The organism is Mesorhizobium sp. B2-3-11 (genome assembly GCF_006442215.1).
GTDB lineage: Bacteria > Pseudomonadota > Alphaproteobacteria > Rhizobiales > Rhizobiaceae > Mesorhizobium > Mesorhizobium salmacidum.
This window is the reverse complement of record NZ_VFVS01000015.1, coordinates 143,730-158,231: the sequence shown is the minus strand read 5'-3', so window position 1 is coordinate 158,231 and position 14,502 is coordinate 143,730. Positions and strand designations below refer to the sequence as shown.

The following is a 14,502-nucleotide window of genomic DNA, read 5'->3' as shown; positions in this document are numbered from 1 at the left end:
ATTTTTCGCGCTGCAAAAACGGCATCTAGACAATAGGTTTTCATGAGCGACCAGACCGAGAACACCAACGGCGCTGAAGCCGAATACGGCGCCGATTCCATCAAGGTTTTGAAGGGGTTGGACGCTGTCCGCAAGCGGCCGGGCATGTATATCGGCGACACCGATGACGGCTCGGGCCTGCATCACATGGTCTACGAGGTGGTCGACAACGCCATCGACGAGGCGCTGGCGGGCCATGCCGACCTGGTTTCGGTGACGCTCAACCCCGATGGCTCGGTGACGGTTATCGACAATGGCCGTGGCATTCCGACCGACATTCACCCCAGCGAGGGCATTTCGGCGGCCGAAGTGATCATGACGCAGCTGCATGCCGGCGGAAAATTCGACCAGAACTCCTATAAGGTGTCTGGCGGCCTGCATGGCGTCGGCGTCTCGGTGGTCAACGCGCTATCGGCCTGGCTGAAGCTCAAGATCCGCCGCAACGGCCAGATCTTCGAAATGAGCTTTACCCATGGCGATGCCGACGCGCCGCTGAAGGCGACCGGCAGCTACGAACAGAACAAGCGCCCGGGCACCAATGAGGGCCGCAGCGGTAGTGAGATCACCTTCTTTCCGTCCGCCGAGACCTTCACCATGGTCGAGTTCGATTTCGGCACGCTGGAGCACCGGCTGCGCGAGCTCGCCTTCCTGAACTCCGGCGTGCGCATCGTGCTGACAGACGCCCGTCATGCCGACGTCGTGAGGCATGAACTGCACTATGACGGGGGCCTCGAAGAATTCGTCAAATATCTCGACCGGGTCAAGAAACCGCTGATCGAGAAGCCGATTTCCATCAGGGCCGAGCGTGACGGCATCACCGTCGAAGTTGCGATGTGGTGGAACGACAGCTACCACGAGAATGTGCTGGCCTTCACCAACAACATTCCGCAGCGCGATGGCGGCACCCATCTGGCCGGTTTTCGCGGCGCACTGACCCGCCAGATCACCGGCTATGGCGAATCCTCGGGCCTGACCAAGAAGGAAAAGGTCTCGCTGATCGGTGACGATTGCCGCGAAGGCCTGACGGCGGTGCTGTCGGTCAAGGTTCCCGACCCGAAATTCTCGTCGCAGACCAAGGACAAGCTGGTCTCGTCGGAAGTCCGTCCCGTGGTCGAGGGACTGGTCAACGAAGCGCTCGGCACGTGGCTCGAAGAGCATCCGGCCGAGGGCAAGGTGGTCGTCGACAAGGTGATCCAGGCCGCGGCGGCGCGCGAAGCCGCGCGCAAGGCGCGCGACATCACCCGCAAGACCTCGCTCGGCGTCACCTCGCTGCCGGGCAAGCTGGCCGACTGCCAGGAACGCGACCCGGCGAAGTCCGAAATCTTCATCGTCGAGGGCGACTCGGCCGGCGGCTCCGCCAAGGGCGGCCGTTCGCGCCAAAACCAGGCGATCCTTCCCCTGCGCGGCAAGATCCTCAATGTCGAGCGGGCCCGCTTCGACCGAATGCTCTCGTCCGACATGATCGGCACACTGATCACCGCGCTCGGCACCTCGATCGGCAAGGACGAATTCAACGCCGACAAGCTGCGTTATCACAAGATCATCCTGATGACCGACGCCGACGTCGACGGCGCCCATATCAGGACCCTGCTGCTCACCTTCTTCTTCCGGCAGATGCCGGAGCTGATCGAGCGCGGCCATCTCTACATCGCCCAGCCGCCGCTCTACAAGGTGACCCGCGGCAAGAGCTCGCAATACATCAAGAATGAGAGCGCCTTCGAAGAATTCCTTATCGATTCGGGATTGGAGGAAGCGTCCCTTACGCTCGGCTCAGGGGAAGTGCGGACCGGACAGGATCTGCACGGCGCCGTCGCCGATGCGCTTGCCGTGCGCCAGCTCATCAACGGCTTGCACACGCGCTATAACCGCGACGTCGTCGAGCAGGCGGCGATCGCCGGCGGGCTCAATCCCGATGTCTTCGCCGATCTCGGTCGCGCCAACGCGATGGCCGAGCGGATCGCGCAACGCCTCGACATCATTGCCGAGGACACCGAGCGCGGCTGGACCGGCCGCATGTCGACCTCGAACGAGGGCATCGGCGGCTATGTCTTCGAACGCACCGTGCGCAGCGTCAAGGAATACGCCCATCTCGACATGGCACTGATCAATTCCGCCGACGCACGCCAGCTCGACCGCTACGCGCAGCGCCTCAGCGAGGTCTACGGGGCGCCGCCGGTGCTGCGCCGCAAGGAGGTGTCCGAGACAGTCTCGGGACCACTGGCGCTGCTCAACGCGGTCTTTGCCACCGGCCGCAAGGGGCTGACCATGCAGCGCTACAAGGGTCTCGGCGAGATGAATGCCGAGCAGCTCTGGGAAACCACGCTCGACCCGAATGTGCGTTCGCTGCTGCAGGTCAAGGTCAACGATGCGACCGATGCCGACAGCCTGTTCTCGCGGCTGATGGGTGACGAGGTGGAGCCACGGCGCGAATTCATCCAGGACAACGCATTGTCGGTTGCAAATCTGGATATTTGAGGTTTCGCCCAGCCTTTTCGGTACATTGGCGTAGCTCGGGCGCGCGCCAATAATGAGGACCTGCCGGAACAGAAGGCTTTCAGAGACATTGTGACAGTGTCGATCACAATTTCTTGCAGGAGGCTTTCATGGGACGCGGCATTCTACTCTGGTTGCTCGGAGTTCCGATTCCGATCATCATTCTTCTCATGCTTTTCATGCGATAGGGGGCCGCTATGCAGTCCGCCACCCTATCGGCTGTCGACGTATCAGCTTCAACGGAATCGTCCTCCACCGCCGTCAGCTGGGGACCGATCATTGCCGGTGCCTTCGCGGCCTCGACGCTGACGTTCATCCTCATGCTGCTCGGCTCGGGCCTTGGATTGAGCATGGTCTCGCCATGGTCGGGGTCCGGTGCATCGGCCACCACTTTCGCGGTATCGACCGCCATCTGGCTTATCATCGTGCAATGGCTGTCGTCGGGCGTCGGCGGCTACCTCGCGGGCCGGTTGCGCACCAAATGGGTCGGCATCCACACCGACGAGGTCTATTTCCGCGACACCGCGCACGGCTTCCTCGCCTGGGCATTGGCCACCTTGCTGGTCGTCGGCCTGCTCGGCTCGGCGCTTTCCGCCGCGATTGGTTCAGGCGTCCAGGCCGCGTCCACCGTGGCCTCGGGAGCCGCCATGGGTGCGTCGGCCGGTGCCTCCGCCAATGCCAGCGCCACCTCGGCCGATAATGCGACGTCCTATCTGGTGGATTCGCTGTTCCGCCCGGCCGATCCGGCCAAGCTCGGGACCGCCAATCCAGGCGACGAAGCGGCCGCGGCCGCGCAGGCCTCGCGCATCCTGATCGCCGGTGCCGTCGCGGGCGAGGTCCCCGCGGAGGACAAGACCTATCTTGCCCAATTGGTCGCCGCGCGCACCGGTCTTTCCGAGGCAGACGCCAAGACGCGTGTCGACACGGTGCTGGCGAAGGCGCAGGACGCGAAGGTCAAGGCAAAACAGGCGGCCGACACGGCAAGGAAGGCAAGCGCCACCTTTGCGCTCCTCGGCGCCTTGTCGCTGGTCGTCGGCGCCTTCATCGCCAGTGCGGCCGCCGCGCTCGGCGGCCGGCAGCGCGATGAAGAGGAAGCGGTCTTCCTGACCAACGGTTGAAGGCAGCATCACGCCAGAATCGCAGAGCCCGGCATCGACCGGACTCTTTCTATTCGACGGTCAAGGCCGCCCGGTCAGTGATCCATGGCCTTGACGATTTCCTCGGTCATCTTCTTGGCGTCACCGAGTAGCATCATGGTGCCGTCCTTGTAGAACAGCGTGTTGTCGATGCCGGCATAGCCGGAACCGAGCGAGCGCTTGACGAACAGGCAGGTGCGCGCCTTGTCGACGTCGAGGATCGGCATGCCGTAGATCGGACTGCTCTTGTCATCACGCGCGGACGGGTTGGTGACGTCGTTGGCGCCGATGACATAGGCGACGTCGGCCTGGGCAAACTCCGAGTTGATGTCCTCGAGCTCGAACACTTCGTCGTAAGGCACGTTGGCTTCGGCGAGCAGCACGTTCATATGGCCAGGCATACGGCCGGCGACCGGGTGGATGGCGTATTTGACGTCGACGCCATTGGCCTTGAGCTTGTCGGCCATTTCACGCAGCGCGTGCTGCGCCTGGGCGACCGCCATGCCGTAACCCGGCACGATGATGACCTTCTGCGCGTTCATCATCAGATAGGCGGCATCGTCGGCCGAACCCTGCTTGACGGTGCGCTCGATGCCGTCATCGGCGGCAGCCGCCGTTTCGCCGCCGAAACCGCCGAGGATGACCGAGATGAAGCTTCGGTTCATACCCTTGCACATGATGTAGGACAGGATCGCGCCCGACGAGCCGACCAGCGCGCCGGTGATGATCAGCGCCAGATTGCCGAGCGTGAAGCCGAGTGCGGCCGCTGCCCAGCCGGAATAGGAATTCAGCATCGAGACGACGACCGGCATGTCGGCGCCGCCGATCGGGATGATCAGGAGCACGCCGAGCACCAGCGAGGCGGCGACGATAAGCCAGAACACCAGTTTCGATTCCGTGGTGACCAGCAGCACGATCAGCACGATCAGGGCCACGCCAAGCGCGGCATTGATGAAATGACGGCCGCCGATCATGATCGGCTTGCCCGACATGCGGCCATCGAGCTTCAGGAAGGCGATGACCGAGCCGGTGAAGGTGACGGCGCCGATGGCGACGCCCAGGCTCATCTCGATCAGGGCCTGGGCATGGATGTCGCCCATAGTACCGATGCCGAAGCTTTCCGGCGCGTAGATGGCCGCGGCCGCGACCATGACGGCGGCGAGACCGACGAGGCTGTGGAAGGCGGCGACCAGCTGCGGCATCGAGGTCATGGCGATGCGGCGCGCGGTCACGGCGCCGACGCCGCCGCCGATGGCGAGACCGAGCACGATCAGACCGTAGCGGCCGGCCGACGGGACCAACGGGACTGCCAGCGCCAATGTGGTGGCAATGGCGATGCCCATGCCGATCATGCCGTAGAGATTGCCCTGGCGGCTGGTGGTCGGGTGTGACAGGCCGCGCAACGCCATGATGAACAGGACGCCGGAAACCAGATAGAGGAAGGACGCGAAGTTGGCGTTCATGGCGCTCTACTTGTCCTTCTTCTTGTACATGGCCAGCATGCGCTGGGTGACGAGGAAGCCGCCGAAGATGTTGACCGAGACCAGCATCAGCGCGACGAAGCCAAAGCCGGCGGCGACGCCGGAGGCCGCTATGCCGACGGCGAGCAGCGCGCCGACGACGATGACCGAGGAAATAGCATTGGTGACCGCCATCAATGGCGTGTGCAGTGCGGGGGTCACTGACCAGACGACGTAGTAGCCGACGAAGATCGCCAGGATGAAGATGGCAAAACGGAAGACGAAGGGGTCGATGGCGCCGCCCGACAGCGCGTGCGCGGCGTCACCGGCGGCCTCAGTGCCACCCGGGGCATTGGCCAGGTTCTGCACCGCGAGCCTGACGGCGGCACTCGCCTGGTCGAGCTGGTCCAGGGCTTTCTGCAAGGTCTGATCCATCACGCGGTCCCTTTCGGCTTCGGCGAGGGTGACTTGGATGCGGCGGTCTTCCGGGTCGATGACTTCTTCGGCGCAGCCGAAGCATCGGCGACCATGGTCGTGGCCGGGATCGCGGGCGGCTCGATATAAGGCTGCTGGTCGGCCTTGGCGAAGGCCGGATGGACGACCTTGCCGCCATCGGTCAGCATCGTCGCCTTGACCAGATCATCGTCGCGGTTGATGGCCAGCGTCTTGGTGGTCTTGTCGACCAGCGTCTCGAGGAATGCGAACAGGTTCCTGGCATAGAGCAGCGAGGCGGATGCCGCGATGCGACCCGGCACGTTGAGATGGCCGACGATCTTCACATTGTTGGCGGTGGTGACGATCTTGCCCGGCTCGGCACCCTCGACATTGCCGCCACGCTCGACGGCGAGGTCGACGATCACCGAGCCAGGCTTCATCGAGGCAACCATGGCCGCCGAGACAAGCTTAGGCGCCGGCCGGCCTGGGATCAGCGCGGTGGTGATGACGATGTCCTGCTTGGCGATATGTTCGGCGGTGAGCGCCGCCTGCTTGGCCTGATACTCCTTCGACATTTCCTTCGCGTAGCCGCCCGCGGTCTCGGCGGCCTTGAACTCCTCGTCCTCGACGGCCAGGAATTTTGCGCCGAGCGAGGCGACCTGTTCCTTGGCGGCGGGCCGAACGTCGGTGGCGGTGACGACCGCGCCGAGACGGCGCGCCGTGGCGATCGCCTGCAGGCCAGCGACGCCGACGCCCATGATGAAGACCTTCGCGGCCGGCACCGTGCCCGCGGCCGTCATCATCATCGGCAGCGCCCGGTCATATTCGGCGGCTCCGTCGATCACCGCCTGGTAGCCGGCAAGATTGGCCTGGCTGGACAGCACGTCCATCGATTGCGCGCGGGTGATGCGCGGCATGAACTCCATCGAGAAGGCAGTGACGCCGGCTTTGGCAAGGGCCGCGACTTCAGCATCGTTGCCGTACGGATCCATAATGGCGATCACCGCTGCGCGGGCTTTGTAGCCCTTCAGCTCCGCATGCGTTGGCCGGCGAACCTTCAGCACGACATCGGCCTTGGCGACATCCGCCGCCTTGCCGATGGCAGCGCCTGCCTTGGCAAACTCCTCGTCGGGGATGCGCGAGCGGGTGCCGGCACCGGCTTCGACGATGATGTCGAATCCCAGCCCCGCCAGCCGCTTCACCGTATCGGGCGAGGCGGCAACGCGCGGCTCGTTCGCATCGAGCTCACGAGGGATGAAAACCGTCTGTCCCACCGCATGATCCTTTCGGCTGGAACCTGTCTGCGCGAAGTTTCGGCCGGGATATCCGGCTACTTCAACCGCAAGAGGGTTTTTGGAAGGTCTATCGCAGAATGAAGGCGCCGACGGCCAGAATAAGCACGAACAGGATCAGCGCAGAGAAGAACCCGCCCGCGAAGAAGCCGAAAGCCATCGCCAGAAGAAGCGCACCGCAGAAGAGCGAACCATATTTGGCCAGCGCCAGGAAGCCCGCATAGGTGCGGTCATGCTCGGCATAGTCCATCTTCGCGCCCAGTTCTGCAGGACCGCTCGGCGTATGCTCAGCCATAGGAATACCCCTTCGAAGACATCTTTCAGGCACATACCGAAAAGCCGCGCGGAGAGCAATGGCGCTATTGCCGCATCGCAGCCGACAACTGCCTCAAGGGAAAATTGAAACTGGCGGGCCGATGCCCGCAGGGATGGGTTTTGCGCGAGGCCTGCCCAGCGTCTCAGCCAGCAAGGTGAGGAAAAAGCCCGAGCAGCCCAACGATGATCAGATAGAGCGCGACGATATAGTTCAGCAGCCGTGGCATGATCAGGATCAGCACGCCGGCGATCAGCGAGATCAGCGGCGTGAGCGCGAACTGGGATAGATGCATGTCGTTGTCCTTTCAAGAAGCGATAAGCATCAACTCGCGTCGACGCCGCCAGCCACAACGCGGTCAGGCCTGGAAAGCTCCATCGACCCGCAGGAGGCATAAGGCCCGGAAATGGCGTGGGGTCAGGCCGCCTCGAAATACTTGGCCGTGGGCAAAATGGTCAGCGGCGCCAACTCGCCCCGCCTGGGGCGTTGGAAAAGCATGCGCTGCTCGAACGCCGTGGAATTGAAGAAAGGGAAACGATCCAGCGTCGCCTGCATGTTCTCGGAGCATTTCGACTGGAACAGATGCACGGGAACGGTAAGTCCGGGATAATTCCGCGGCGGCACCGCCTGCTCGGAACGGAAGATGCGGTGATAGAAAGCGGAATGCTCTTCCTTGATCGCCGTCAGGCAATAGGTTGGCTTGAAATGGCTGCAGGCGACCACCGCCAGCCTCAACGTGATGTAGGGCAGCACCCGCAGGCTGCTCGACCACTCGAGATCGGCGGCGAACCGGCTCGGGTCGACGAACGTCTCGCCAGAAGCCAGACGCCGTGACAGCACGTCGCCGAAAACATCGGTGCTGGGTGAAACAGGATACCTCGCGCTGGCGTAGTGAATTCTGATGGTGCTGACGAGCGTGCCGTCGAAGAAGACGCCAAAGCGGTAAGAATTGGGCAGATCGTCGAAGCTGTCCTTCACCATGTGGGAAGCATCTGATTTGACCATGCCGGCGTGAAGGTAGGAATTGTAGCGAAGCTTATAGATCGCTTCCAAATCCTCGGCGCCATCGCAAAGGCGATACTCCACGTGCTCCAGAACATCCATGATGTGATCTGTAAACACCGAAGGACGATTCTTGTCCCTGCCCGCAGCCGCCGCCAGCGGCCTACTCACCAACTTATTGTCCATTTGACCCTCGTACCGCCGCACAAACGACCATAGCGAAGCGCTGGAGGAACAAGAAGCAAAATTGCGAGCTTTCGCGTTTACCCTAAATTAACGTTAACAGATCGTAAATACCGAGCACGGGAGCATCATGCCCCTCGACGAACGACTTCATGACGATGTCAGGTGGTGGCGCGCTTCTTGAGCGGCCGCAATTCGGCAGCGAAGGGCCAGGTCACGTTGGACATGGTTTCGATGCCCGACGCGCTGAGCGCGGCGCCGAAAAGGAAGCCCTGGACAAGATCCGGCTTCACCGATTGCATGAGGATCTTGAGCTGCTCGAATGTCTCCACGCCTTCGATGGTGACGGAGAGTCCGAGGATGCGGATCAGGTCGACGACGCCCTTCAACAGCTCGAGCGAGCGCGGATTGTGGGTGATGTCCATCACGAACGACCGGTCGATCTTGATCTTGTCGAGTGGAAGCTTGTGCAGATAGCTCAGACTTGAATAGCCGGTGCCGAAATCGTCGAGGGCGATGCGGACGCCGAGCTGCTTCAGTTCCTCGATATATTGGCGGGTCAAGGACTTGTCGTCGAGCAGCGCGGTTTCCGTGACTTCGATTTCCAGGCGGCTAGCGGGGAGCCCGGAGTTCGCCAAGGCATCGCGCACCTTCTGGATGACGTCCCGGCTGCGGAAATCCCTGGCCGAGAGATTGACCGAGACACTGGTCTGGTCAGGCCATTTGGCGCATTCGGTGCAAGCCGCATGCAGCACGAAGGTGCTGATCTCGGAAATGATGCCCATCTCCTCGGCAAGCGGAATGAAGATGCCGGGCGAAATCGGCCCGAGATCGGGATGATCCCAGCGGCAAAGCGCCTCGCAGCTGGCGATGCGCATGGTATTCATCGCCACGATCGGCTGATAGACGACCCGCAGGTCCCTGCTTTCCACGGCGGTGCGCAGGTCCGCCTTCATCAGCTGGCGGTTGCGGAACGCAGCGTCCATCGCCGCCTCGAACAGCCGCCAGCCGTTCTTGCCCAGTTCCTTGGCCTTGTAGAGCGCCAGGTCCGCCTTGACGATCATGGCGTCGACATCGATTTCGTCGACCTTGGACAGCACCGCGCCGGCGCTGGCCTGAATCCGCAACCCATGGCCCGCGACGTCGACCTCTCCCTGCAGCTCGGCGAAAATCTCGTCGAGCAGGCTCGCCAGATGGCTCTCATCATCAATGCGATCGAAGAACAGCATGAACTCGTCGCCGCCGAAGCGGCTGACGGTAAGGCCTTGTCCGGCAATGGCCGCCAGCCGTTCGGCGACGGCGTAGATCAGGCCATCGCCGACAGGATGGCCGAGCGTGTCGTTGACGCTCTTGAAATCGTCGAGGTCGACCACGGCCAGGCCGCACATGCGATCGCGGTCGCCCGAGGCCATCAATTCGCCGACCAGTTCGTGGAAATAGGCGCGGTTCGGAAGGCCGGTGAGGTTGTCGTAGCGCGCCATGAACCGGATCTTTTCCTCCGCTTCGACACGCGCCGTGACGTCCTCGAAGGTGATGACGCCCAATTCCTGGTTGCCCTCGCGCGCCGAAAATTCGAAGTTCTGCCCGTTGGAAAAGGAAACCAGCACCTTGCGGTCGCGCCCTTCGCGCAACGCGCGCGTCAGCTGCGCCTCGACATAGCGGCAGTCCTTTGGTGCGAGCATGCCGCCGGCGACGCCGCGCAAGAGCAGCGAATGGATCGACCGTCCGAGCAACTGGTCCGGCGATTTGAGCGACATCAGACGGGCGGCTTCCGCATTGCCGACGACCACCTTGCCATCGGGGCCGAGCATGACGAGGCCATGCGACATGGTGTTGAGGGCGCGATTGAAGCGCTGCGCGATCTGCCTCGCCTGCTTGTGTCCGACAACGGCCGAAAACAGCACGTTGCGGACATGGTCGGCGCTGCCCTTGATGATGAACATGAACGGAATGATCAGCAGGCCAAGCACGACGTAGGGAATGTCGAACCTGAGAATGAGGGCGGCGGCGATCGGCCCGACGAAGGTGACCGCGAAGATCATGACCATGCGCGGCGAGCCGTAATTTCGGCCCACGACAGTCACCAGCGAGGACAGCGTTACCGACAGCGCGCCGATCTCGGCATAGGAATCCGAGTAGACATAGATGGAAATGAAGCAAAAGAACCCCAGCAATAACCCCTGAAGGCTTCCCTTCAGGATGTATTCGCGCTCCCACCTGGTCGCATCGGCGGCGTCGCGCATCACGCCACCCGAGCGGTGGAACCGCCGCAGGCTGAAGTAGCGCCAGACGCCGATGGCAAGCAGCGCGCTTGCGAGAACCAAGAAGATGGGTTGGCCGTTGCGCCAGTACACCATGAGGCTGATGACGGCATGGCAAAGCGCGCCGATAACCAGCATATGCGCGTTGTCGAACAACGAGCGCACAAACTGGATATAAACATCCACCGGGATGTTATCGGTTTTTGTTCTGCCCATTACTGGCGCCCAATGAGCCCCAGCCTTGGCATAGTCCCATTAAAAAACCTTTAGCTTGGGCTCAAACGCCTGATTTTCGGGCGCTTTTGGCTCACTCGGCGGCCTGGAGTTCAGGCCTTGCCGGTGCCGCCGCAAGACGGTCGAGCAACCTGCGGCGCTCGCCCGCCGCCTTTTCGGCGCTTGCCCGCCGGACATGGCCATAGCCGCGGATCAGCGTCGGGACCGAGGACAGGGCTACCGCGGCCTCGATTTTGCCCGGCGCCAGCGAGCTGGCCACGAGCTGCAGATCGGCTTCGTACTGCGCCAGCAATTGCCGTTCCGTGCGCCGCTCGGCGGTGTAGCCGAACAGGTCGAAAGCCGTGCCGCGCAGGCCCTTCATCGCCGCCAGCAGGCGAAAGCCCTTCATCATCCAAGGCCCGAAGCTCGATTTCCTCGGCTTGCCGTCGTTACCGCGACGCCCCATGATCGGCGGCGCGAGATGGAATTCGAGCTTCTCATAGCTCTGGAACTGCTTGCCAAGCTCGGCGGCGAAGGAGCCGTCGGTGTAGAGCCGCGCCACCTCGTATTCGTCCTTGATCGCCATCAGCTTGAACAGGCTTTTGGCAGCGGCCTCGGTCACGGTCGTCGAACCCGGCATGGCCTTGGTTTCCGCCGCTCGCAGCGTCGAGATCCTGTCGGCATAGCGCTTGCCGTAAGCAGCGTTCTGATAGGCCGTGAGGAAAGTGACGCGGCGGGCGATGATCTCGTCGAGCGTCTCGGCGGCCGGCGCGGCGTGCCCGGTCTTGTCGGCGAAGGTTGAGCCCGGCTGGGCGACGAGGCCGCGCACAAAATCCGGCTGATGTGCGGCGCGGCGGCCCCACTGGAAAGCGGCGATGTTCATCGCCACCGCTTCGCCGTTCAATTCAATGGCCTTTTCAACGGCTTCGGCCGAGAGCGGCAGACCACCGTGCTGGAAGGCAAAGCCAAGCATGAACATATTGGCGCCGAGCGAATTGCCGAACAGTGCGGTGGCGGTACGGGTGGCGTCGAAGAAATGGGCCTTGTCGTCGCCGGCGGCGGACCGGATCGCCTTCTTCAGGCGCTCGACCGGCAGCGAGAAATCGGCCGATCGGGCAAATTCGCCCGGCATGATCTCGGCGGTGTTGGCAAGGAAGATCGTATGGCCCTCGCGCACCGCCGTCAGCACCTTCTTGGCCCCCGATACGACGAGATCGCAGCCGAGCACGAGGTCGGCCTTGCCCGCCGAAACGCGGATGGCATTGATGTCTTCCGGTGTGCGGGCGATGCGGACATGGGTGAACACAGAGCCGCCCTTCTGGGCGAGGCCGGCCATGTCGATCATGCCGCAACCCTTGTCCTCCAGATGCGCCGCCATGCCGAGCACGGCGCCGACGGTGACGACGCCGGTGCCCCCGACGCCGTCGATAATCGCCGCCCAACCCTCGACGCCGAGCGGGAATTCCACTGGTGTCGGTACGCCTTCGAGCGGGTCGGTCTTGCCGGCCAGGCCTTCTGCCTTGCGGATCTTGGCACCGTGCACGGTGACGAAGGACGGGCAGAAGCCGTTGACGCAGGAGAAGTCCTTGTTGCAGCTCGACTGGTCGATCTTGCGCTTGCGGCCAAATTCGGTCTCGACCGGCTGGATCGAGACGCAGTTCGACTGCACGCCGCAATCGCCGCAGCCTTCGCAGACCAGTTCGTTGATGAAGACGCGCTTGTCAGGATCGGGAAAAGTGCCGCGCTTGCGGCGGCGGCGCTTTTCGGCAGCGCAGGTCTGGTCGTAGAGCAGGATCGATACGCCCTTGACCTCGCGCAGCTCGCGCTGGACGAGATCGAGGTCGTCGCGGTGGTGGATAGTCGCGCCCGCCGGAAACTCGGCCTTCCCAGCATATTTGTCGGGCTCGTCGGTGACGATGGCGATGCGGTCGACGCCCTCCGCCCGCACCTGCCTGGCGATCATGTCCACGGTCAGCCCGCCTTCATGCGGCTGGCCGCCGGTCATGGCGACGGCGTCGTTGTAGAGGATCTTGTAGGTGATGTTGGCTTCGCTCGACAGGGCAAAGCGGATCGCCAGCGTGCCCGAATGGTTGTAGGTGCCGTCGCCGAGATTCTGGAAGATGTGGCCGCGCTTCGAGAACGGCGCCTGGCCGACCCATTGCGCGCCCTCGCCGCCCATGGCGGTGAAGCCGAGCGTGTTGCGGTCCATCCAGAGCGCCATGAAGTGGCAGCCGATGCCGGCGGCGGCGATCGAGCCGTCCGGCACCTTGGTCGAGGAATTGTGCGGACAGCCCGAACAGAAGAAGGGCGTGCGCGATCCGATGTCGGTAGCGTCCTTCAGCATCGCCTGGAACTGGCGCAACTTCGCGACCCTTGCCGAAATCTCTTCGGACGGGCCGATGGTCTTCACGATCCTCTCGCCCAGTGCAATGGCGATCTCGTTGGGATCCAGCGCCCCCTTGGCCGGGAACAGCCAGTCGCCGCGCTCGTCCTTCTTGCCGACGATGACCGGCTGCGTGGCGGTGCCATAAAGGCTTTCGCGCAGTTGCACCTCGATCAGCGAGCGTTTCTCCTCGACGACGACGATGGTGTCGAGACCGCGCGCGAACTCGGCGATGTGCTGCAGGTCGAGCGGCCAGGGGCAGCCGACCTTGAACAGCCGCACGCCGATGCGGTTGGCTTCCGCCTGGTCGATGCCGATATCCTCCAGCGCTTGGCGGACGTCGAGATAGCTCTTGCCCAGCGTGATGATGCCGAGCTTCGGATTGCGGCCGCCCGAATAGACGATCCTGTTCAGCCCATTGGCATGGATGAAGGCGGAGGCCGCGGCACGCTTGTGCTCATGCAACCGCTCTTCCTGGCCGAGCATGTCGATCTCGTGGCGGATGTTGAGACCACCCGGCGGCATGTCGAAATCCGGGACGACGATGTTCAACCGTTCAAGCGAGGCATCGACCGAAGCTGTCGATTCGATATTGTCCTTGACGCATTTGATCGCCGCCCAGGTGCCGGCGAAGCGCGACATGGCAAAGCCATACAGGCCGTAGTCGATGATCTCCTGGACTCCGGCCGGGTTCAGGATTGGCACCATGGTGTCGACGAAGAGGAATTCGGTGGCGTGCGCATTGGTCGAGGATTCGGCCATGTGGTCGTCACCCATGAGCGCGAGGACGCCGCCATATCTAGACGAGCCGGCGAGATTGGCGTGGCGGAACACATCGCCTGAACGATCGACGCCCGGACCCTTGCCGTACCAGACCGAAAACACGCCGTCATGGGTACCCTCGCCCAACAGTTCCGTCTGCTGCGAACCCCAGCAGGCGGTGGCGGCAAGCTCCTCGTTAAGGCCAGGCTGGAAAACGATATCGGCCTCGCCGAGCTGCTTTTTCGCCTTCCAAAGCTGCATATCCAGGCCGCCGAGGGGCGAGCCGCGATAGCCCGAGACAAAGCCTGCCGTGTTCAGGCCGGCGCGGCGGTCGCGCTCGCGCTGCATCAGGAGCATGCGGATGACCGCCTGCGCGCCGGACAGGAAGATGCGCTCCTTACCAAGATCGAATTTGTCGTCGAGCGCGACATCATGCAGCGTCATCAGGCATTTCCTCTGCGAAGGCCGCGCGGGGCAGCGGCCAACGTCGGGATCGGATGACGCATCCTTTCTTCCCTTGCAAGACAGGT

10 protein-coding genes are annotated in these 14,502 nt (G+C 63.1%); 2 read left to right on the top strand and 8 right to left on the bottom strand.

Annotated elements, in window-relative coordinates; genetic code table 11:
• The first annotated feature begins 42 nt into the window (after nucleotides 1–42).
• Together gyrB and FJ960_RS20580 are read left to right on the top strand one after the other, a co-directional pair.
• Complete coding sequence (gyrB, locus tag FJ960_RS20585) at nucleotides 43–2,514, top strand: DNA topoisomerase (ATP-hydrolyzing) subunit B (protein WP_140506704.1); 2,472 nt, start codon at nucleotides 43–45, stop codon at nucleotides 2,512–2,514.
• A gap of 215 nt (nucleotides 2,515–2,729) precedes the next feature.
• Nucleotides 2,730–3,650: a hypothetical protein gene (locus tag FJ960_RS20580; protein WP_140716397.1), complete on the top strand. Its 921-nt coding sequence runs from the start codon at nucleotides 2,730–2,732 to the stop codon at nucleotides 3,648–3,650.
• 74 nt (nucleotides 3,651–3,724) lie between these two features.
• Here the strand turns inward: FJ960_RS20580 and FJ960_RS20575 are convergent, their stop codons facing one another.
• The 8 genes from FJ960_RS20575 to FJ960_RS20540 all read right to left on the bottom strand — a co-directional run bounded on the left by FJ960_RS20575 (nucleotide 3,725) and on the right by FJ960_RS20540 (nucleotide 14,416).
• Entirely contained in the window at nucleotides 3,725–5,131 is a 1,407-nt protein-coding gene (locus FJ960_RS20575) for an NAD(P)(+) transhydrogenase (Re/Si-specific) subunit beta (protein ID WP_140716395.1), read from the bottom strand.
• Between the two features lie 6 nt (nucleotides 5,132–5,137).
• Nucleotides 5,138–5,566, bottom strand: a complete 429-nt coding sequence (locus tag FJ960_RS20570) for an NAD(P) transhydrogenase subunit alpha (protein ID WP_027142818.1) — start codon at nucleotides 5,564–5,566, stop codon at nucleotides 5,138–5,140.
• Entirely contained in the window at nucleotides 5,563–6,837 is a 1,275-nt protein-coding gene (locus FJ960_RS20565) for a Re/Si-specific NAD(P)(+) transhydrogenase subunit alpha (protein WP_140716393.1), read from the bottom strand. Before FJ960_RS20565 ends, FJ960_RS20570 begins: the two co-directional genes overlap by 4 nt.
• 88 nt (nucleotides 6,838–6,925) lie before the next feature.
• Entirely contained in the window at nucleotides 6,926–7,150 is a 225-nt protein-coding gene (locus FJ960_RS20560) for an aa3-type cytochrome c oxidase subunit IV (RefSeq protein ID WP_027142816.1), read from the bottom strand.
• Between the two features lie 163 nt (nucleotides 7,151–7,313).
• Nucleotides 7,314–7,463 carry a DUF3096 domain-containing protein gene (locus FJ960_RS20555; RefSeq protein ID WP_140716391.1) on the bottom strand — a complete coding sequence of 50 codons (150 nt, stop codon included), beginning with the start codon at nucleotides 7,461–7,463 and terminating at the stop codon, nucleotides 7,314–7,316.
• Nucleotides 7,464–7,585: 122 nt separating this feature from the next.
• The gene (locus FJ960_RS20550) at nucleotides 7,586–8,356 is read right to left on the bottom strand and encodes a hypothetical protein (protein ID WP_027142815.1); all 771 of its coding nucleotides are present in this window, start codon (nucleotides 8,354–8,356) and stop codon (nucleotides 7,586–7,588) included.
• A gap of 158 nt (nucleotides 8,357–8,514) precedes the next feature.
• Nucleotides 8,515–10,830, bottom strand: a complete 2,316-nt coding sequence (locus FJ960_RS20545; RefSeq protein WP_140716389.1) for an EAL domain-containing protein — start codon at nucleotides 10,828–10,830, stop codon at nucleotides 8,515–8,517.
• A gap of 91 nt (nucleotides 10,831–10,921) precedes the next feature.
• Nucleotides 10,922–14,416 carry an indolepyruvate ferredoxin oxidoreductase family protein gene (locus FJ960_RS20540; RefSeq protein WP_140716387.1) on the bottom strand — a complete coding sequence of 1,165 codons (3,495 nt, stop codon included), beginning with the start codon at nucleotides 14,414–14,416 and terminating at the stop codon, nucleotides 10,922–10,924.
• Nucleotides 14,417–14,502: the final 86 nt, after the last annotated feature.